The following is a 19,476-nucleotide window of genomic DNA, read 5'->3' as shown; positions in this document are numbered from 1 at the left end:
TCGGTTGACTCATGGGAAATCCTACTGGACCTATGCCGCAAGATTTACTTAACATACTGCCACTTCTTTTGTAATGCATTTTTAAATAAATACTAAATGTTTATTTTGGGATGCAAATGGGGGAATGAATAACAGTGTCAAAAAAGAACAATAGAAAGAGCACTGCAAAGAGTAGAAGAAAATGGATTTTAACAATTTTAATCTGGTCAGTTTTGATAAGCAGTGGTATTTCTCTTTTATCCGATTCGCTACTAAGTAAGGTTAACATGCTAGTAGCTTTTATTATATTGGCTTTTATTATAATTGTAGGTATAATTTTTGATATAATAGGTATAGCTGTTACAGCAGCAGATGAAACACCTTTTCATGCTATGGCTTCAAAAAAGATAAATGGTGCGAAAATTGCTATAAAGCTTATAAGAAATGCCGATAAAGTTTCTACATTTTGTAATGATGTAGTGGGAGATATTTCAGGAATAGTTAGTGGTTCTGTAGGATTTTTTATTGCACAAAGGCTTATACATGAGTTTACAAGATTAAATTCTACTAGTGTAAATGTGGCAATTGGGGCAATAGTTGCTTCAATTACAATATGTGGTAAATCCATTGGAAAAACTTATGCTTTAGAAAATAATAATATAATAGTTTCTAAGGTTTCTAAGCTATTGTATCTAATAGTAAAGGATAGATGATAATGACATATATACTTGATAAATACAAGGATATAGATGAAATTAAAAATATGAGTTTACAAGAACTTAATATATTTTCAGAGGAAATAAGACAATTTTTAATAGAAAGTGTATCAAAAACTGGTGGGCATCTAGCATCAAATCTTGGTGTAGTAGAATTGACCCTAAGTTTATACAAAGTATTTAATTTTAAAAAGGATAAACTTATTTGGGATGTAGGACATCAAGCATACGTACATAAAATATTAACAGGAAGAGTAAAGGATTTTTCACAGCTTAGAAAGTATGGAGGAATAAGTGGCTTTCCAAAGCGTGAAGAGAGTTCTTTTGATATATTTGATACTGGACATAGCAGCACTTCTATATCAGCAGGTCTTGGAATTGCAAGAGCAAGAGATTTAAATGAAGATAATTATGAGGTGGTATCGGTTATTGGAGATGGTGCACTTACTGGTGGAATGGCTTATGAGGCACTTAATGATTTAGGTTATAGTAAGACTAAAATGATAGTAATCTTAAATGATAATCAAATGTCAATTTCAAGAAATGTAGGTGGCATGTCTAAATATTTAAATAAAATTAGAATAGATCCAACTTATAATAGATTTAAAGAAGAGGTAAATAATAAGCTGAGAAAAACCAATATAGGAGTAGGACTTGCTAATTCACTACAAAAGATAAAAGGTGGTTTTAAGCAGCTCTTTATCCCAGGAATGTTGTTTGAGGATATGGGAATTAAGTATTTAGGACCTATAGATGGCCATAATATAAATGAATTAATACAAGTAATAACCTTGGCTAAAAATATAAAGGGTCCTGTTTTAGTACACATTATTACTAAAAAGGGTAAGGGATATGATTTTGCTGAAAAAAATCCAAATAAATTTCATGGTATAGGACCCTTTGACTGCGATAGTGGTGAAATATGTTCTATAAAAGGATTGACATATTCAAAGGTATTTGGAAGTGAAATGATAAATTTAGCAAAGGAAAATAAAAAAATAGTGGCAGTTACTGCTGCTATGCCTGATGGAACAGGATTAAATAATTTTGCTGAAAAATTTCCTAAAAGGTTTTTTGATGTTGGTATAGCTGAACAACATGCAGTTACATTGTGTGCCGGAATGGCTACACAGGGAATAAAACCTGTTTTTGCTGTATACTCTACATTTTTACAAAGGGCATATGATCAGGTTCTTCATGATGTATGCATCCAAAGATTGCCTGTTATCTTTGCTATAGATAGGGCTGGAATAGTTGGAGAAGATGGGGAAACTCATCAAGGAATATTTGATTTATCCTATTTAACTCAAATGCCTAACATGACAGTTATGAGTCCAAAATGTACTGAAGAACTTATATATATGCTAAGGTGGGCAGCTAATGATGATTGTGGACCAATTGCCATAAGATATCCAAGGGGAACGGATAGTCCTAAAGTTAAATTAAATCCGTTAAAAGATTTTTTTAGAGGAAAATGGGAGATTATTATAGAAGAAGGTAATATTGCAATAATAGCTTGTGGTAAAATGGTTCAGACAGCCATCATGGTTAGAGAAAAGCTTTTAAAATCAAATATTAAAACTACCATTATAAATGCAGAATTTATTAAACCTATAGACAAAGATATAATTAAAAAATTAGTTCATAATGATTATAAAATAATTACTGTAGAAGATAATATTTTACATGGTGGATTGGGAACTTCAATTTTAGAATATGCAAATAGTTTGGAATATAAAAATGATATTTTAACACTGGGATACAAAGATAAATTTGTTACTCAAGGAAATGTGGATTTATTATATAAATTACATGGCTTAGATGTAGATGGGATTTTCCATAGTGTTTTAAAATTTATCTAGTTAAGGAGTTAAGCATGGCTGAAGCAAAAGAAAGATTAGATGTTTTATTGGTTAAAAAAGGTCTTTTTCAATCGAGAGAGAGGGCAAGAGCCAGTATAATGGCTGGAGAAATTTTTATAGATAATATAAGATATGATAAATGCGGTGAAAAGGTAAAGGAAACCTCAAATATAGTATTTAAAGGAGAAACTATGCCCTATGTAAGCAGGGGTGGATATAAACTTGAAAAAGCTATTAAATCCTTTATAATAGATCTAAAAGACAAAATATGTTTTGATATAGGAGCCTCTACAGGAGGCTTTACAGACTGTATGCTCCAAAATGGGGCTAAAAAGGTATTTTCTATAGATGTAGGTTATGGTCAATTTGCATGGAAACTGAGACAGGATCCACGAGTTGTCTGTATGGAAAGGACTAATGTAAGATATCTGAAAGAAGAAGACATAGGTGAAAGAGGAAACTTTGCAAGTATAGATGTCTCTTTTATATCCTTAAAAAAAGTAATTCCAGCGGTTTTGGATTTGTTACTGGATAATGGAGAAATTGTAGCCCTAATTAAACCACAATTTGAAGCTGGAAGAGAAAAGGTTGGTAAGAAGGGTGTTGTAAGAGATCCGGAAGTTCATAAAGAAGTTATTGAAGGAATAGTAAGTTTTCTCATTGAGAAAAATTTAAATATAATAGGTTTAGATTATTCACCTATAAAGGGACCTGAAGGAAATATAGAATACCTTATATATTTTAATAAAAATGAAAGTGTTCATAGTGACTTTTTGTTAAAAAATATAGAGCAGATTGTAAAAAAAGCTCATGGTCAGTTGGATTAGGAGAAAAAATTTATGAAAAATATAGGTATCAATATTAATATCAATAAAGATAAGGATAGAACTATAACTAGAAAGATAGCTGATCTTATAGTTGAGAATATAAAAAATGTAAAAATAAAAATATTTGATGACCTTAGAAATTTTACCCAAGAGGATGCCAAAAAAATAGATATAATGATATCTTTAGGTGGTGATGGCACCATTTTAAGTACTGCCAGAAGAGTATGTAAATATAATATACCTATACTAGGCATTAATTTAGGACATTTGGGATTTTTAGCCAGTGCAGAGTTATCAGAGCTAAAAGAATGTATTATAAAGCTGTCAAAATCAGAGTATGAAATAGAAGAGAGGATTATGCTTCAGTGTAAAATCAAAAGAAATGAAGATGAAAAAATATATTACGCACTGAATGAAGTTGTTATATCTAAAGGAACTTTGGCAAGAATATTAGAATATAGTATAAAAGTTGATGATAAATTTTATACAAAATTTATGTCAGATGGAATAATTGTTTCTACTCCTACAGGATCTACTGCTTATTCTCTTTCTGCCGGAGGACCAATAATATCTCCTACATTAAATTTAATTTCTATTACACCTATATGCCCTTTATCTCTTGGTGTGAGAACTATGGTTATAGATAGCAAAAATGAGGTCAATGTGGTTTTAAATAAAGTATATCAGCCTGTGTACTTAACTCTGGATGGTCAAGATTCTCAGCAAATTAGTAATATACATAGGGTTTATATTAAAGAGGCTCCATTTAAATGTAAGATAATTAGAATTAAAGGATATGATTATTTTAAAATACTACGAAAAAAAATAATATCCAGAACAATAGAGTGTGAAGGTGATGAGCAATGAAAATATCGAGGCATGCTAAAATTTTAGAAATAATAAACTCAAAGGATATAGAAACTCAAGAAGAATTAGCAGATGAACTAAAAAAAGAAGATATTATGGTAACACAAGCTACAGTCTCAAGAGATATAAAGGAATTGAAATTAATTAAAGTTTTGTCTACTAGTGGAAAGTACAAATATGCTTCAATAACTTCAACTGAAAGCTTTCTGTCAAATAAATTGATTAGTATATTTACTCAAACAGTTTTACATGTGGAACATGTAAAAAATTTTGTGGTAGTCAAAACTATTTCTGGATCTGCACCAGGTGCAGCAGAGGCAATTGACACTCTTAATTTTGATGAAATAGCAGGTACTATAGCAGGAGATAATACTATATTTATACTTGTACGCAATGAGGAGAAGGCCTTTGAAATAGTACAGAAATTAAAAAGACTGCTTAATGAAAATGAATAGGAGGATTTAACATGCTCCTTCAGTTAAATATCACTAATTTTGCCCTCATAGAGTCCTTAACTATTTCCTTTGAAAATGGATTTAATGTGTTATCAGGTGAAACTGGCGCAGGTAAATCTATATTAATTGATGCTATAAACTATGTACTTGGTGTAAAATTTACAAAGAGTTCTATTAGAACTGGTGAAAAAAAGACTTTTGTAGAAGCTGTTTTTACTATTAAAAACAGCAAAACCGTAGATATACTAAAAAGTTTAGAAATTGATTATAATGACATTTTAATTATTTCGAGGGAAGCATTTCAATCAGGTAAAAATATAACTAAAATAAACGGTAAGACAGTTTTACTTGCTCAATTGAGAAAAATTAGTGAAACCTTAATGGATATACATGGACAGCATGAAAATCAGACTCTTATGAATTCAGAAAATCACATTGTTTTTTTGGATTCTTTTGGATATAGTTCTCTAAAAAAAGAAAAAGAACAATATAACATATATTATAATGATTTAAAAAATATTGATGCAAAAATAAATGAATTTTCTAAAAAAACAGGGGACAAAGATAAAATTGTAGATTTTTTAAAATATCAAATTGATGAAATAGAAAAGGCAAAATTAAAAGAGGGCGAAGATATTGAGTTGGAAGAAAGATACACTATTATATCAAATAGTGAAGCCATAAATAAGGTCTTATGTAATAATTATCAAAGATTGTATACTGGAAAGGAAGAATTTTCATCTATATTTGACAATTTAGGAGTTGTTATTAAAGAACTTAAATCCATAGAAGAACATTCTGATGAAATAAAGTCTGTGGTAGATTCTTTAGAAGAATGTTATTATAACATAGAGGAAAATATATCAGTTATCAGAGATATTAAGGATAAAATTGAATTCGATGATAAAGAACTTGAATATATAAATAATAGATTATACACAATTGATGGATTAAAAAAGAAATATGGAAAAACTATTAAGGATATAATTAATTATAAGAATAAGATAATGAGTCAGTATGAAGAACTTGTCCACTTTTCTGAAATTATAGAACAATTATCAATTGATAAAAAAGAAATTTATGTAAAAGTAATTAATCAAGGTAAAAAAATTCATAGTATAAGGGAAGAAGTTGCAAAGGTCTTAGAAGAAAAAATTCTAAATGAATTGAAGTATATAGGTCTTGATAAAAGTGTATTCAAAATAAAAATAGAATTTAATGAAAATAGCATAAATGAAAATGGTGGAGATAAGGTACAATTTTTTATAACTACTAATCCTGGAGAACCATTGAGAGAGCTAGAAAAAGTTGTTTCTGGCGGTGAATTATCTAGGATTATGTTAGCATTTAAAACTGCTTTTGTTGATAAGGACAATATACCTTCCGTAATTTTTGATGAAATTGATACCGGAATAAGTGGTAGAGTTGCTCAAAGTGTGGCAGAAAAGATGTATGCCATATCAAATAATCATCAGGTTTTTTGTATAACACATTTGCCACAAATTGCATGTATGTCAGATGTACATTATCTTATTGAAAAAAAGATATTAAATAATAAAACTTTTACTTTTGTAAATAGACTTACCTTAGAAGAAAAAGAAAAAGCTGTTGGTAAAATGATTAGTGGCAGTGAGCTTACACATTTAACTTTAGAAAATGCTAAAGAAATGATTAGATTAGCCGATGATAAAAAGAAAATTTTAAGGAAAAAATTATAATAAATATCAATAAAAAAAACCATAATATAAATTATGGCTTTTTTTATTGATATTTTTCGTATATTCAAAGTATTAACTAATAATGCATTGTTCTAATAGCATAATAAAAATTCATAAGGGTAACTTAAAGTTATAATCTTAGGAAAACAGGAGGTTAAAAGCATGAAAAATAAAAAGTTAAAAATAATATGCTCTATTTTAACTCCTATTATTATTTTAACTTTAGTTACCTTTATGAGCTTAAGAGATATACCTGAAACCATATATGTGAGGCAGGGTGAAAATATAAATTATGGCTCATTGTTAAAGGTAAATAATAATGATATTTCAGTACTAAAGCAAAATGTAAATAAAGGCTATAGCACAACAATAAGGAAAACTGTAGATTTATTAGGTATTTTTCCAATTAAAACTGTAAATTTAGAAATAGTATCTCCTATAAAAGTTTATCCTGGAGGTCAGCCAGTAGGCATAAAATTAAATACTCAGGGAGTTTTAGTAGTAGGACTATCTGATATTGATTCACAAAATGGAAAAATTAGTAGCCCGGCTGCACAAGCAGGTGTACAAATTGGTGATAGTATAATAAAAATTGATGGAGAAAATGTAAATAATTCTAAAAGTGTCTCAGAAAAACTAAATAAATATAAGAATTCAATTATGAAAGTCACTATAGTAAGAGAGGGAAAAAATATTGATAAGGAGATTAAACCAGTAAAAAGTGATGCAGATAATGGTTATAAATTAGGACTTTGGGTGAGAGATTCCACTGCGGGTGTAGGAACCTTAACCTTTTACCATGAAAAATCAGGAAAATTTGCAGCACTAGGTCATCCTATAACGGATGTAGATACTGGTACAATGTTAACAGTAAAAGATGGTAATATAATAAATTCTTCTATTATATCTATAAAAAAGGGAACTAAGGGTAATCCAGGAGAAGTTAGAGGGATTTTTGTAAATGAAGGAAATCCTCTTGGAAATATAAAGACTAATACTGTTTCGGGAATTTATGGAACTTCTGTTAAAGCGTTAAAGAATAATAAATTAAATAAACCTATGGAAGTGGGACTGAGAAATGATATAAAAGAAGGCGATGCTCAGATACTCACTACAGTAGATGGTGAACAGCCTAAATTATATAATATAAAAATTGAAAAGCTTCTTTCACAGGATTCACCAGGACCTAAAAGTATGGTTATAAGAGTTACAGATTCAGAATTATTAGAAAAGACAGGTGGCATTGTTCAAGGAATGAGTGGTAGTCCTATAATACAAAACAATAAAATTGTAGGTGCTGTAACCCACGTTCTTATTAATAAACCTGATGTAGGATATGGCATATATATGGAATGGATGTTAAAGGATGCTGGGATTTTAAATTAAAAATAAAAGGGTTTCTCTCAAATGCATTGATATACGCATTAGAGACGCCCTTTTTCTCTATCAATGATAGAAATATTAGTGCCATCAAAATATTGATTATAAATGTTTTTACAAATTAACACATGTTTATTTATATGTGCCTGGCATAAGGTATTTATTTTGAGACAGTGATTTTTATAATTAATGTTAAAATAAATTATTATAGTAAAATTTTACAAAATATCTTGCTTTTTAGTTGATTTAATAATAAAATAGAACAGAAATATAATTTATTTAATAAAAATATAAATATAAAATAAATTTAATAAAAAAAATTATTTATATAATAAAGAAGGTTTTATTAAAGATTTGTCGAATATTTTAAATTGTAAACATATGGCAATAGAAATATAAAGGGGAGTATAAAATGGAATATTCTAAAATAAGTGTATTGATAGCAGATGATAATAAAGAATTTTGTAACATTCTAAATGATTATTTATTAAACCAAAGTGATATAGTAGTGGTGGGGATCGCTAAAGACGGAATAGAGGCTTTAAAATTAATTGAAGAAAAGAAGCCAGATTTAGTTATATTAGATATAATAATGCCACATTTAGATGGATTGGGAGTTCTGGAAAGACTTGGAAATATGGATATAAATCCTGTACCAAACGTAATTGTATTGTCAGCTGTAGGTCAGGATAAGATTACGCAGAGAGCTATAACTTTAGGTGCAGATTATTATGTTGTAAAGCCTTTTGATATGGATGTATTTACAAAGAGAATAAGGCAAATGTTTAATAATACAATTTTAGATTCAGATACAAAAAAGACCATGCCTACTGAGAAAGCTGCAGAAGTAAAAGTTTCCGAGTCAGAGCCTTTAGATTTAGAAGCTGAAATAACAAGTATAATTCATGAAATAGGAGTACCTGCTCATATTAAAGGTTATATGTATTTAAGAGAAGCTATTACTATGGTGGTAGATAATATAGAACTTTTATCAGCTGTAACTAAAGAACTGTATCCATCTATAGCAAAAAAATATAATACAACTGCCAGTCGTGTTGAACGGGCAATAAGACATGCAATTGAAGTGGCTTGGTCAAGAGGTCAAGTTGATACTATAAATAAGTTATTTGGGTATACAATACATAACGCAAAGGGTAAACCAACTAATTCAGAATTTATAGCTATGATTGCAGATAAGCTTAGACTTAAAAATAAAGTTAAGAATATTGCTCAGTAATGGGTTTGGTGGTAGTTCGCTTTTTATGCTAGAAGCTAAAATGTAAAAATTTGTGTATAAATCTATAAAAAAATACTCATAGACTTTTTTCATTCATTAGGTGAATGGATGAGGTCTATTTTTTTATGAAAAATCTTGAAATTTTATTAGATGAATTTATGATTTACTGTGAATCTAAAAACTTATCTAAAAAAACTATGATGAGTTATGAACAAACACTCAGATTATTTTTCAATTATTTAAACGAAGAAAAAAGATAGTTAATTTATCAAGTATTTCTGAAAAAATAATAAGAGAATATATAATCTATATAAAAGACAGAGGTAAATATACTGTTGTAGGTGATAAGAATAGTTTAAAAATTAATAAACCAGAAATTAGAAATGACTATGGTAAAAAAGTATCTTTGACAACAGTTAATAATTATATTAGAAATATTAAAGTATTTTTCAATTATCTAAAAGATCAAAATTATATCAAAAAAGATATAGTCAAAAATATTAAACAATTCAAAAATGATAGAAAACCAAAAGGTTTTATTTCTGATGAACAAATGTCAGAATTACTTAGGCATATCGATACAACTAAATTTCATGAATATCGTGATTATATTATTATTCAACTATTACTTGACTATACTTTGATATCAAAGTATAGTAATATTATGAATACAGATAATACAATAAGTTTAATTGCCAAAATTAGAGAAAAGGCTGATAAGTTCTTATTGAAGGAAATGGAGAAGTTAGGTCTAAAAAATATTGCACCTTCTCATGGAGACATTTTATCGGCATTATTCAAATGTCAGGAAGCAACAATGACGGAAATAGCAAATACTATCCATAGAGACAGGTCCACTGTGACAGCTTTAGTAAATAAATTAATCAGATTTGAATATGTTTCAAGCAAGAAAGATCTCAATGATAATAGATCAAGTATTATATATCTAACAGAAAAAGGAAAGGAGTTAAAATTAGGTTTTAAAGAAATTTCGGAGAAGCTTTATATGCGTGAATATAAAGGAATTTCTGATGAAGAAAAAGTAATATTTAGAGATATTCTACAGAAAATTTATAACAACTTTTAAGTTTCTCTTTTTTAAATAAATACTTTCATATCAAAATATAATTATAATATAAATTTTATTTGTATTATTGAGAGGGCTAGAATGGATATTAAACTATAAATAGTTCTGGACTGTATAATAAAACAAAAAATGGAGGTAAGAAAATGAAATGTAATTTAAACAATATAGAAGTAAATTATGAGGTATATGGATCTGGAAAGCCAATTCTTATGTTGCATGGTTCTCCTGTAGACCATAGATTAATGACAGGATGTATGGAGCCTGTATTTCACAATAGAAGTGGATATAAGAGAATATATATTGATTTACCAGGGATGGGAAAGACTAAAGGCGAGAGATGGATAGTAAATTTAGATGCAATGCTCGATGTTATAATTGATTTTATTAAAAAAGTTATTCCAAATGAAAATTTCTTACTAGCAGGTCAATCCTTTGGCGGATTCTTAGCAAGAGGAGTAGTATATAAAATGGCAAGTAGAATAGATGGATTATTGCTAATATGTCCAGCTATTATTTTAAATGATGAGAAACGTGATGTCCCACAACATACTATTTTAAAGAGAGATACTAAACTATTATCACAAATTGACTCGGAAGATGTAAAAAGGTTTAGTTCAATACAGGTAGTACAAAGTAAGAGTAATTGGGAGAGATTTAGAGATGAAATACTGCCTGGCATAAAGATAGCAGATATTGATTTTTTAGAAAAGCTTGACGCCAATGAATATGATTTTTCTTTCGATGTAGATAATATGAAGAAAAAGTTTGAGAAACCAACTCTTATATTATTAGGTCGTCAAGATTCATGTGTAGGATATAAAGATGCTTGGAGTATCTTGGAAAATTATCCAAGGGCAACTTTCACTGTATTGGATAGGGCAGGACATAATTTGTACATAGAACAGAAAGAACTATTTGATTCATTAGTTAACGAATGGCTTTTAAGGGTTAATGAGTCGTAATTTTCTAATAAAACGTCATAAATCCCACCAGTTTAGAGCATTAATTGCTCTTTTTTATTTTTTACAATTAATATTTATACTGTTATTTTAATAATTATAATCCTGTATTGACTGCGTATTTATACATTTTTAATTTGCCGAATACACTTGAAAGGATTTATGGGATTTATAATGGAAATCATAAAAATAAGGATGAAAATAATTTCGTTCCTAACAAATCTCAATCTGATTTAGCTACTCAAATAGGAATAGACCAAAGACAACTTCAAAATTATAAAAAGCTTAGCAATCTTATTCCAGAGTTACAATCTTTAGTAGAGAATGAAGATTTAAAAGCAACTACGGCATATAAGATATGGGCTAAGATGTCTGCTGAAGAAGAGCAGAAAAAGTTCTTAAGGGAAATAGGGGAAGATAAGATCTCAGAAATGACTCAAAAACAAACTCAACAGTACATATTAGAGAAGAAGCAGCTTGAAGAAAAAACAAAGACATTGGAAGAATCTAATAAAGTTTTGGAGCAAAGATATAATGAGTTATCTCAGGAACTTTAGGAAGAGAAGAAAAAAACTGTTTGACGACATATATATAAAATAAATAAACCTTATGATATTTATTAACATAAGGTTTATTAGCAATGAACAAAAATTTTAAGTATGTATGACAGGGATATTATATATAATTATCTAATATATGTAAAGAGATTAACTTCATTTTATTGGTGCTGCCTTAATAACAAATCTTCTATTTGGGGTATATGTTAAAGTATATTTTTCACCTTTTTTCAATTTAAAGCTATTTGAGCCGTAAAAAGATTTGCCATTTGCTGAAAAATCATTACCTAGTTTACTAGATAAACCAACTTTTTCAACTGTGTAATTAGATACTAAAAATTGTTTATTCATAACATACTTTATATCCTTAAAATATGGTAATGCATCTTGTACAGCCAGTAATAAGATTAAGGGAATTAATGTAATAACAATTATCCAAAGAGCTTTAGTTTTATTTTCTCTTATATCTTTAATGCATATAATAGTACCAACTATACAAAGTAAAATAATAAGTAAAGTAAATCCTAAATTTATCCAAAAATACGGCATAAGTATATCACCCCATTTATAAAATATGATTTCATATAATTAATTAAGTTATTATTGTTATAGTTAAATAATACACTATCGGTGAAATAAAATCAACCATATAGTTTCCTTTATTTCTCTAAGATTATGTGTTTATTTATATAGACGCTAAGAAATGATAAATTCCCACAAAATATTATTGAAATAGTGGGAAGTGATTATAAAGAGAAGTAATTAGATTTTAATAGTAGATAAAATATACCGATTTACTAATTAGCAATAAATCGGTATATGAAATACATCAGTACTTTTTACTATAGCTACAGAGAAAACCAATGTATAGTAATACTTGAACAGATAAAACAATAGCAATTGTTATAGATGCTTCACGATAACCCAAGAATCCAGTTATTAAGGTTGCTATGGACTCACAATAAAGGACTACAGTGTAAGTAGATGATTTTGATTTTAATCCTATTAATTGCGTACGTTCTTCGGTTTTTGCAATTTCTACTTGTACAGCTTTTTTAGGATTTTTTATTAATTTGAGAGTTATTATAATTCCTAATATTCCAGGAACTATAAATCCACCGGCTATTCCTGATACAATGCCTTGTTTGTAATTATCAGGGAAGTTGTGAAATATAGCAGTTAAAGTTGCAATAATACCAATAGATAAATAAATTGTAAAAAATAAAAGATTTTTTTTAGCGTAATTCATAACATTATTCCTCCTCGAAAATAAATACTTGTTCAATTGATAATTCAAATATTTTAGCTATTTTGTGTGCGAGAAAAATTGACGGATTATATTTGCCATTCTCAAGAGATATTATCGTTTGTCTAGTAACTTTACAGAGTTCTGAAAGTTCTTCCTGTGTCATGCGTTTTTTCTTACGTAACTCTTTAATACGATTTTTCATGATAACCCCCTTAACGTATAGTTAGCTTTACAATTAAAGTGTAGCTAACTTTACATTAAATGTCAAGCTAAGTTTACATTTAAAAAATTTTATAGTTCATTTCGAATATAGTTTCTAAATCTGAATATACAAGAAAGAAAAGAATTTATTTAACGACCGCATGGAATAAACAGACAGATTAAGACAGTGGATAAGATGACCAGCAGAGCGAGAAAATAGATATTATTTGATACTGTAAACAATCAAAATATTTATTGGCTTCCGTAACTTTGTAAAATAGTTTGTTCGGACTATTTGAATATTGTTCACCAGTATAAATGACTATTAGATTAAACCTTTATAATGACTTGCACATTTTTTCTTTTCTGCTTCATCTTTAAAGTTATCAAAATAATGGAGTATTTCTATAGAAAAATCTACAAAGGCATTTCCTACTGCTGTAATTATATTAGTATCTCTTACAACATTTTTATTTACATATGTATCCCTTGGAAATGGGTCTTCTGACACCATTGGAAAATATTCCTTAAGTTTATCTTCAGTTAAAGTAGTTGTATATTTTTTGCCTTTTAATATTCCTGCTCTGGCTAAATACTGTGGGCCTGCACATATTGCAGATAATAGTTTACATTGGTCATTTAGTTTATTTATGAGTTCTGTTAACTCATCCCTCTGCTCATCATTATATCCACCTGGTATAATTAGACCATCAACATCTGCATGTTCCAATGCTTCTTTAACTGTAGACATAGGATAATAGCACATACCTGATTTACTTTTTATAACCTTAATTTCATAGGCAATTGGAACTATTTCTTTATCTACTAAATGACAGGCTAATGTCATTTCAAAATCAACCATACCTTCATAAATAAAACATAAAATTTTTCTCATTAATAGTATTCTCCTTTATTTCAGTGATAATAACTTCAATTAATGAATTTTTTTAAGTTAATTCGCTTTTTTTACTGTTGCGTCTTATAAGAAAATTATGACTTAACTCTATTGTTTGCCTTTATGATAACGCAAGAGGTTTATGAACATCTGAGTATATAAATAAAGGTAAATAATGCCAACTCCTATTATTAGATATTCAAGTGGAAATTTAGATTTTTCCACTGTATGTTTAATTTCAAGTCTAAAAGCATACGAACTGGCTTTTCGTAAATGCCAAGGTGAGGATACAATAACTGCTGTTCTCAATACTCTATCTTTCATAATTTTCTTTGAGTTTACTAAATTTTCATATGTACCCTTTGCAAGTTTTTCACGAATTATACTGCAATCAGGCACTCCTAATTCAATCAAGGTTTGTGCTATGACATCTGCCTCAACATAGTTATTAGCGACAGCCGCACCAGTGCAGATAATTACTTCAGCAATTCCTTCATGATATAGTTTTGCTGCTTTATTTATTCGCTCTCGCAGAATTGGTGAAACGCTTCCGTCTTTTTTTGCGGGATAACCAAGTACAATAATCACATCTTTTTTTTGCCCATTATTATAGGCTGATTTCTTTAAACTGTTACAAAGAACAGCATACTCAATCATAAAACATATTAATATTGCACATAGAATATATAATATTATCATTTATCATATCTCCTCTTACATGTGTCTATTACTATCATCCACCAATATATAACCTATTCTTCGCATTTATTTACCATTACGTATTAATCCATATAACAATTATACATTGGCTTAAGCAGTATTTCTAGGTCTTATTTTAATGTTTTGGGAATTGTTATAGGTATTTACATATTTTGAATTATAAAATGTAAAAAACTATAGAAGATTATTTAACTTCATGTGATATGAAAAATTTAAGTTCTAAAACCATAAAATCTTATGATCAATCCTTAAAACTTTTTACAAGATTCTTATTACAAGAATATAAAATCATATCTATTAAACAATTAAAGAAAATCCATATAGAAGAATATGTTAGATTTACAAAAGAAAAAGGTAAGTATTCTTTTGTAAATAATGAAGATTCAAAATTAAAAAATCAACCACAAAACAGAAAAGATTATGAGAAAAAAGTTAATGTATCCACAGTAAATAATTATTTAAGGAATATAAAAGACTTATAGGAAGCCTAGATACGACCAAATACGTAGAATTTAGAGACTATACGATTATAAATCTCATTATGGACTCTGGTATGAGAGTAGGTGAAACATTAGCGTTACAGATTCATGATGTCGACTTAGTAAGAAGAGCAGTAATGATTAATGCAGATAATGTAAAAAGCAAAAGGGATAGAAAAGTTATGAATTTTGAGAAGAATTTTAAGAAATATATTACTTTGTGTGGAATTAAAAAATATATTACACCACATAGTCTAAGAAACAATTTTGGTAGAAGATTTTTAATGGCTGGTGGAGATATTTTTACATTAAGTAAAATATTAGGGCATAGTTCGGTGGAAGTTACTGAACAGACTTATACAGATTTAAGTGATGAAGATATTCGTAAGAATTACCAGAGGTTTAGTCCTATAGAAAATATGGATAAGTAAAAAATAAGAGGTGATTTAAATGAATCAATATAAATATCTACAAGAATTTTATATCACAGCAGGTGTTCAAGAAAAAAACATAATTATTAAGGATATAAACATCACAGGATATGGCAATGTTTGTATTTATGTAGTTACACAAAATACAATAAGCCAGTATTAGCAGTACCGACTTATTACAATTGAATATTGTTAAATTAAACCTTTAACAAATCCATCTGATGATACTTTGATTATATTGAAAAAAATGGAATTTATCAAGGGCTTGATTTCTTATTGTCTTTTTTAAGGAAGTAGGTTAGTTATCCATAGACTGGAATAACTCTAATATAATAATCATTACTTAATTCAACCTGTTAGGAGATTGTGAATTAAAGATAGAAAATTCATATTACTTAGTTTTCTGTTTGCTTATATACTTTTTAATAAATTCAACAATATATGTAATCAAGACCGAAGTAATTGTTACTAAGAAAATTGCAAAAATACTAATATCAATTCCATTTTTACGGAATGTTATAAGATATAATTCATTAGCTTTTAATAAAAATCCTATACCATAGTAAATGAAACAAGTAAATAATAAAATTATAATAGCCTGCTTTTTATACTTAGAATTAATTAAAATATTATATCACTCCCTTGTATTAGATATTTATACTCTCAATAGTAGCAAAAATTTGTTGTTTTGTTTTAAATTGACAATAAAGATTAATTTAACTTAGATTAATTATAACATGTCCTTTTGCTTTCTTGCCTTTTTTACTTGTTACGTCTTTTAAGAAAACTGTGTACTAAAGTTATTATAAGAATGTTAGAGCTTGTTAGATTAAATTGCTGTATCTGTAAAATTAATAAATATTAAGTTGCTTTTTTGAAAGTAATACTATTAAATACACTCATTATACCAAGGATAATAAATGTACCAAGCCATGTGGGTATATCAATTCCAGTTACTTTCATAAATATAAGAAAAACTACAATGCAGACTATACCCATAGTCATATTTTGCAAAAATACTTTTAGTCTCATTTTATAAATTCGCCTACCTTATATTTTTGTTAAGTACCATACATAAAATTACATCTATGATATCATCATGATACAATATATTACAATTTCGTATTAATCCATATAACAATTATATATTGGCTTAAGCAGTATTTCTAGGTTTTATTTTAATATTTTGGGAATTATTATAGGTATTTACATATTGTGAATTATAAAATGTAAAAAACTATTGACATTTAATTTGAATTATTGATAAAATAAAGATGTAAAAAGAATTTTACATTTTAGGAGATGATTTCATGAAAAAAATGGATGAAATGGAAATGAGCATTAATTTAAAAGCAATTAGGTGCAGTAGCATTTTTACTAATGTAGCTTTACTTGTGTGGTTTATTTATGATTCCATTCATACACATACTTTGACACTTCCTTTTTATATCTTAAGCATAGGAAATGCAATTTATTTCTGTACTACTCAAATTTTAAGATGGAAAATGGATGATATGGGTGGACGAAAATCTTTTACTTGATATTTTATAGGAGTTATATTAGTTGTATTAATTTTGGGCATACTTGCTCATTTTTTTCCAAATTAAAAGAGGTATAAACATGAAAAATAATATAAAAAAGCTAAGAAAACAATTAGGATGTAGACAAGAGGATTTAGCAAATACTTTAGGGGTTACAAGACAAACTATTAATGCTATTGAAAATGAAAAATATAATCCTACACTTGAATTAGCCATGAAACTTGCTAGATTATTAAACACTACAATAGAAGAATTATTTATACTTGATAGTTAAAGGGTATCGCCAAAATTGGTGGTACCTTTTTTCCCACTTTAGATAAAGAATATTGTAGAAATATTTGATACTTGTACATATTAAGGATTACAATGGAAATATGAATTGTTTATTTTATATTTGTAAAGGAAGTGCTTATTATTGAAAAAAGAACTATAATATATATATTTACTTCTATATTTTTAATATTTATATTTACATCATGTAGTAAGAATGTTAAAAACACGGAAGCTTATAATGTAAGTAATGCTAATAAGGTAATTAACAGTGAAGAAGTTTATAATGTAGTGAAAAGAGCATTTTTAATTGAAGATGGATATTCAAATGATATATCAAAGCATATGTCACAAAAAGTATTTAATGAAACAAATATATATAATATATATGATGTAAATGATACAAAATATAAAAGACCATTCGAAGTTAGTTTTAGTTTAAAAGAAGATTCGCAGAAAAAGATTAATGATATAATTTACGTGGATATGACATATTCAGTTAGTATAGTAGATTCACAAAATAAAATCGTAGGTGGCTCTTGGAGAATTCCTATAAAATTTACAATTAAAACAGTAAATAATACTTGGATGATTATTAATAAATATGAAGATCCATAAAAACAAGTTTAAAATGTTACGTAAATATATTTATTGTATATAAAAATTTTTTTAGGTGTTGCAGAAATGTAATACCTTATTTTTTTCATGAGTGGTGGACATTTTGTACACACCTTTATTTTTTAGAGTATTTAATATATGAATAGAAAAATATCTAAATTAAATATTGTAAAAAGTAATAGAAAAAATCTCAAAAAATCTTTACTTCTTATTAACAATGGTTTGGAATAAAAATATCAATAAATTACATTTTTAAAATGTAAGAGTTTTAAAAATAAATAAGCCCTATGCCACTTTAAAACATAAGGTTTATTTTTGTGAAGATAGATTATTTTTAAGAGAAAAAATCTTTATGAGATATATCTATTTTATTTGCAGAATCTATTTTTATATTAAAAGTACCATTTGTATTTTCTCCAGCAATTCTAATAATATATTTCCCATCTTTAGGAGTGGTAAAGTTTATATTTCCTTTATCAATTGATTCATTTTTCTTAACTACAATATTATAATTTGAATCTAGTACTATAATATAGAATTTACCTTTAGTTATTTTTGTATTATCTTCTATAGTTATTTTGTTATTCTTAGAAGAATTAAATTCTATCAATGACCATTTACCATTAAATTTAGTAAAATCAAAACTCTCACTATTAGTTATAATTTTATAATTTTCATTAATGTCGAAGCTCTTTCCTGAATCGTTCTTACTTGATAAATAGCTTGTTGAATCAATATTATAATTATTTTTATATATTATTATGCCAATTCCTGCAACTACTATTATAGCTATTATCCAAGCAATGATTGATTTGTTTGCTGTTTTCACATTATCAACCTCCATTTTAAATCAATATTAGCTTATAATTCCTTATTATAACGTTATAGGTAAATAATACACTCTTGATAAAGTAAAATCAATTAGAAAAAGTAAATTTGTATAATAAGTGGTATAATATAGGTATAATTTATTCTAGTATAAAATTATTGAAGGATGGTGATTACTTATGAGTTCCTCTGAAAATAAATTATGCAGAGTTAAAATAACAGAAAGATGTTATTGTCCTGTACTTGCTTCTGGGGTTGCAGTTGCTATGCCAACTATTGATTCTGTAAAGAAAAATGGCAATGTAGGAACAATACCACCAGGAACTAAAGGTTATATAGTAAAAAAATTTGGAGGAAAATATTTTAGACCAGATGAAGATCAAGATGGAATAGATTTATTTACACCAGCAAATCAACCTATAGTATTGATTCCTTATAGAATTATTGATGGAAAATATGAAGTAATACCTGAAAACGAATAGGTTTTTCAAATTAATATGACAAAGATAATTTTTATATTATATAGTGAAACTAGTTCCAAACTGAAACTAAAAAATTTGTAAGCCTTGATAATACTATATTTGTATCTATTAATTTTAA

The 19,476-nt window shown here is 27.5% G+C and carries 26 protein-coding genes and 1 pseudogene; 20 read left to right on the top strand and 7 right to left on the bottom strand.

Annotated elements, in window-relative coordinates:
• Positions 1–134: 134 nt before the first annotated feature.
• The 13 genes and pseudogenes from ABF633_RS10490 (at position 135) to ABF633_RS10430 (ending at position 11,644) form a co-directional block, all read left to right on the top strand.
• Positions 135–692 (top strand): CNNM domain-containing protein, encoded by a 558-nt coding sequence (locus ABF633_RS10490; protein WP_415523652.1) that lies wholly within the window; start codon positions 135–137, stop codon positions 690–692.
• 2 nt (positions 693–694) lie between these two features.
• Positions 695–2,557: a 1-deoxy-D-xylulose-5-phosphate synthase gene (gene dxs, locus ABF633_RS10485; protein WP_415523651.1), complete on the top strand. Its 1,863-nt coding sequence runs from the start codon at positions 695–697 to the stop codon at positions 2,555–2,557.
• A gap of 14 nt (positions 2,558–2,571) precedes the next feature.
• Positions 2,572–3,384 carry a TlyA family RNA methyltransferase gene (locus ABF633_RS10480; RefSeq protein WP_415523650.1) on the top strand — a complete coding sequence of 271 codons (813 nt, stop codon included), beginning with the start codon at positions 2,572–2,574 and terminating at the stop codon, positions 3,382–3,384.
• A 12-nt stretch (positions 3,385–3,396) separates the two neighbouring features.
• Positions 3,397–4,251, top strand: a complete 855-nt coding sequence (locus ABF633_RS10475) for an NAD(+)/NADH kinase (protein WP_415523649.1) — start codon at positions 3,397–3,399, stop codon at positions 4,249–4,251.
• On the top strand, positions 4,248–4,706 hold the full coding sequence (locus ABF633_RS10470; protein ID WP_015615956.1) for an arginine repressor: 459 nt from the start codon (positions 4,248–4,250) through the stop codon (positions 4,704–4,706). Before ABF633_RS10475 ends, ABF633_RS10470 begins: the two co-directional genes overlap by 4 nt.
• Before the next feature lie 11 nt (positions 4,707–4,717).
• A complete protein-coding gene (gene recN / locus ABF633_RS10465; protein WP_415523648.1) occupies positions 4,718–6,424 on the top strand; it encodes a DNA repair protein RecN in 1,707 nt (568 codons plus the stop codon).
• A gap of 162 nt (positions 6,425–6,586) precedes the next feature.
• A complete protein-coding gene (spoIVB, locus tag ABF633_RS10460) occupies positions 6,587–7,810 on the top strand; it encodes a SpoIVB peptidase (protein WP_415523647.1) in 1,224 nt (407 codons plus the stop codon).
• Between the two features lie 406 nt (positions 7,811–8,216).
• Positions 8,217–9,041, top strand: coding sequence for a sporulation transcription factor Spo0A (gene spo0A, locus ABF633_RS10455; protein WP_415523646.1), 825 nt, complete (start codon positions 8,217–8,219; stop codon positions 9,039–9,041).
• Positions 9,042–9,145: 104 nt separating this feature from the next.
• Entirely contained in the window at positions 9,146–9,301 is a 156-nt protein-coding gene (locus ABF633_RS10450) for a site-specific integrase (RefSeq protein WP_415523645.1), read from the top strand.
• A pseudogene (locus ABF633_RS10445) lies at positions 9,265–9,480 on the top strand (site-specific integrase); the annotation flags it as partial. The gene ABF633_RS10450 and the pseudogene ABF633_RS10445, both read left to right, overlap by 37 nt.
• 114 nt (positions 9,481–9,594) lie before the next feature.
• A complete protein-coding gene (locus ABF633_RS10440) occupies positions 9,595–10,128 on the top strand; it encodes a MarR family winged helix-turn-helix transcriptional regulator (RefSeq protein ID WP_415523644.1) in 534 nt (177 codons plus the stop codon).
• A gap of 143 nt (positions 10,129–10,271) precedes the next feature.
• Positions 10,272–11,090 carry an alpha/beta fold hydrolase gene (locus tag ABF633_RS10435; protein WP_415523643.1) on the top strand — a complete coding sequence of 273 codons (819 nt, stop codon included), beginning with the start codon at positions 10,272–10,274 and terminating at the stop codon, positions 11,088–11,090.
• A gap of 134 nt (positions 11,091–11,224) precedes the next feature.
• Positions 11,225–11,644, top strand: a complete 420-nt coding sequence (locus tag ABF633_RS10430; protein ID WP_415523642.1) for a hypothetical protein — start codon at positions 11,225–11,227, stop codon at positions 11,642–11,644.
• Between the two features lie 156 nt (positions 11,645–11,800).
• Here the strand turns inward: ABF633_RS10430 and ABF633_RS10425 are convergent, their stop codons facing one another.
• The 5 genes from ABF633_RS10425 to ABF633_RS10405 form a co-directional block, all read right to left on the bottom strand.
• Complete coding sequence (locus ABF633_RS10425; RefSeq protein ID WP_415523641.1) at positions 11,801–12,193, bottom strand: hypothetical protein; 393 nt, start codon at positions 12,191–12,193, stop codon at positions 11,801–11,803.
• A gap of 280 nt (positions 12,194–12,473) precedes the next feature.
• On the bottom strand, positions 12,474–12,893 hold the full coding sequence (locus ABF633_RS10420; protein WP_415523640.1) for a hypothetical protein: 420 nt from the start codon (positions 12,891–12,893) through the stop codon (positions 12,474–12,476).
• Between the two features lie 4 nt (positions 12,894–12,897).
• The gene (locus ABF633_RS10415; protein ID WP_415523639.1) at positions 12,898–13,095 is read right to left on the bottom strand and encodes a helix-turn-helix transcriptional regulator; all 198 of its coding nucleotides are present in this window, start codon (positions 13,093–13,095) and stop codon (positions 12,898–12,900) included.
• A 324-nt stretch (positions 13,096–13,419) separates the two neighbouring features.
• Positions 13,420–13,989 carry a DJ-1/PfpI family protein gene (locus ABF633_RS10410; RefSeq protein ID WP_415523638.1) on the bottom strand — a complete coding sequence of 190 codons (570 nt, stop codon included), beginning with the start codon at positions 13,987–13,989 and terminating at the stop codon, positions 13,420–13,422.
• A gap of 108 nt (positions 13,990–14,097) precedes the next feature.
• Entirely contained in the window at positions 14,098–14,688 is a 591-nt protein-coding gene (locus ABF633_RS10405; protein ID WP_415523637.1) for a YdcF family protein, read from the bottom strand.
• A 224-nt stretch (positions 14,689–14,912) separates the two neighbouring features.
• Here ABF633_RS10405 and ABF633_RS10400 point away from each other — a divergent pair, with 224 nt between their 5' ends.
• From ABF633_RS10400 to ABF633_RS10390, 3 genes are read left to right on the top strand one after another with little or no spacing between them, the layout of a single operon-like run.
• The gene (locus ABF633_RS10400) at positions 14,913–15,191 is read left to right on the top strand and encodes a site-specific integrase (protein WP_415523636.1); all 279 of its coding nucleotides are present in this window, start codon (positions 14,913–14,915) and stop codon (positions 15,189–15,191) included.
• Positions 15,188–15,619 (top strand): tyrosine-type recombinase/integrase, encoded by a 432-nt coding sequence (locus ABF633_RS10395; RefSeq protein WP_415523705.1) that lies wholly within the window; start codon positions 15,188–15,190, stop codon positions 15,617–15,619. The genes ABF633_RS10400 and ABF633_RS10395 overlap by 4 nt, the downstream gene beginning before the upstream one ends.
• Positions 15,620–15,638: 19 nt before the next feature.
• Positions 15,639–15,782, top strand: coding sequence for a hypothetical protein (locus ABF633_RS10390; RefSeq protein WP_415523635.1), 144 nt, complete (start codon positions 15,639–15,641; stop codon positions 15,780–15,782).
• A 698-nt stretch (positions 15,783–16,480) separates the two neighbouring features.
• Here ABF633_RS10390 and ABF633_RS10385 read toward each other — a convergent pair.
• The gene (locus ABF633_RS10385) at positions 16,481–16,651 is read right to left on the bottom strand and encodes a hypothetical protein (RefSeq protein ID WP_415523634.1); all 171 of its coding nucleotides are present in this window, start codon (positions 16,649–16,651) and stop codon (positions 16,481–16,483) included.
• Positions 16,652–16,929: 278 nt separating this feature from the next.
• On the opposite strand from ABF633_RS10385, the gene ABF633_RS10380 reads away from it, so the two are divergent.
• From ABF633_RS10380 to ABF633_RS10370, 3 genes are all read left to right on the top strand, one after another.
• Positions 16,930–17,160, top strand: a complete 231-nt coding sequence (locus ABF633_RS10380; RefSeq protein WP_415523633.1) for a hypothetical protein — start codon at positions 16,930–16,932, stop codon at positions 17,158–17,160.
• A 79-nt stretch (positions 17,161–17,239) separates the two neighbouring features.
• The gene (locus ABF633_RS10375; protein ID WP_415523632.1) at positions 17,240–17,434 is read left to right on the top strand and encodes a helix-turn-helix transcriptional regulator; all 195 of its coding nucleotides are present in this window, start codon (positions 17,240–17,242) and stop codon (positions 17,432–17,434) included.
• 131 nt (positions 17,435–17,565) lie between these two features.
• A complete protein-coding gene (locus tag ABF633_RS10370; protein WP_415523631.1) occupies positions 17,566–18,048 on the top strand; it encodes a hypothetical protein in 483 nt (160 codons plus the stop codon).
• Positions 18,049–18,382: 334 nt separating this feature from the next.
• Here the strand turns inward: ABF633_RS10370 and ABF633_RS10365 are convergent, their stop codons facing one another.
• Positions 18,383–18,877, bottom strand: a complete 495-nt coding sequence (locus ABF633_RS10365; protein WP_415523630.1) for a hypothetical protein — start codon at positions 18,875–18,877, stop codon at positions 18,383–18,385.
• A gap of 178 nt (positions 18,878–19,055) precedes the next feature.
• Between ABF633_RS10365 and ABF633_RS10360 the strand changes: the two genes are divergently transcribed.
• A complete protein-coding gene (locus tag ABF633_RS10360) occupies positions 19,056–19,358 on the top strand; it encodes a hypothetical protein (protein WP_415523629.1) in 303 nt (100 codons plus the stop codon).
• Positions 19,359–19,476 lie beyond the last annotated feature (118 nt).

The organism is Clostridium sp., from assembly GCF_047718555.1.
Taxonomy (GTDB): Bacteria; Bacillota; Clostridia; order Clostridiales; family Clostridiaceae; genus Clostridium_I.
The sequence above is the reverse complement of the archived record's forward strand: the minus strand, read 5'-3'. Positions and strand labels throughout refer to the sequence as shown.